This window comes from Vibrio sp. Vb0598 (assembly GCF_033338935.1).
GTDB lineage: Bacteria > Pseudomonadota > Gammaproteobacteria > Enterobacterales > Vibrionaceae > Vibrio > Vibrio alginolyticus.
This window is the reverse complement of the sequence record NZ_JAWOTP010000275.1, coordinates 1-1,067: the sequence shown is the minus strand read 5'-3', so window position 1 is coordinate 1,067 and position 1,067 is coordinate 1. Positions and strand designations below refer to the sequence as shown.

Here is a 1,067-nt window from a genome sequence, read left to right as displayed (position 1 = left end):
GCCGATAAACTGACACATGTGATTTACGCGTTTCTCAGTATGTGCGGTCCTCATACCGGTGCTTCTGAAACGGTGCAAAACCTAGTAGCTAAACAATGCGAAGGAAAAGATCCCTATACGGCGATCATTGTCGATACCGAAGCGGCACTGGAAAAGAACTTTGGCGCTGTCTCAGTTAACGTGCCATACAAAGGTCACTTCGCTCAACTTGCCGAAATGAAGAAACAACATCCTGATCTCAAAATTCTTCCTTCTTTTGGTGGTTGGACAATGTCCGAACCGTTCCATGCTATGGCGAAAAACAAACAAGCGATGGATCAATTCTCACAAAGTGCCGTTGAGTTGATTGCTCAATATGATTTCTTTGATGGCATTGATTTGGATTGGGAATACCCAGGCGGTGGCGGTTTAACAACGTCGCCTTGGAACCCAGATACCAAGCTTTCTGATGAACAAAAAGCGTCTGAGCGTGAGGCGTTTACCTACTTGGTGAAAACCATGCGTGCAGAGTTAGATGAACTCACAAATCAAACCAAACGTGAATACGAGCTTTCTACGGCGGTAGGCGTTGGTCCAAAAGCGGCAGGTATCGATTGGAAAGCAGCAGAACCGTACCTAACCAACATGTTTGCGATGACGTATGACTTTCTTGGTGGGTGGGGGCAACAAACTGGCCATACTACCAACTTGCACGCGACAGAGCGAAGCTGGTGGGGCATGGGCGCAGACGTGTTCATCAACCAGATGATCGAGCTGGGTATTCCAAGTGAAAAACTGGTGATTGGCGCTGCATTTTATGGGCGTGGCTGGCAAGGTACTAAAGATTTTTCGGGTGGCTTACCAACGCAAGATCTCGTATCCGAGCAAGGAGCGCAGTTTGGTACGGGTGAGAACGGCTATTTCATGTTCTGGGATTTAGTGAAGAACTATGGAGCGAAGCAGGGCTACGAGTACAAGTATGATGAGCAATCCCAAGCGCCGTACTTGTGGAATCCTGAAAAGAAAGTTTTTATCTCTTACGAAGATCAACGCTCGATCAAAGCCAAAGCAAATTGGGCGAAACAAGC

At 47.3% G+C, this 1,067-nt stretch carries 1 protein-coding gene; it reads left to right on the top strand.

The annotated features are described in order from the left end of the window. Positions 1–1,067: glycoside hydrolase family 18 protein (locus R7Q38_RS24660; RefSeq protein WP_318114703.1), on the top strand; the 1,067-nt coding region annotated here is incomplete at both ends.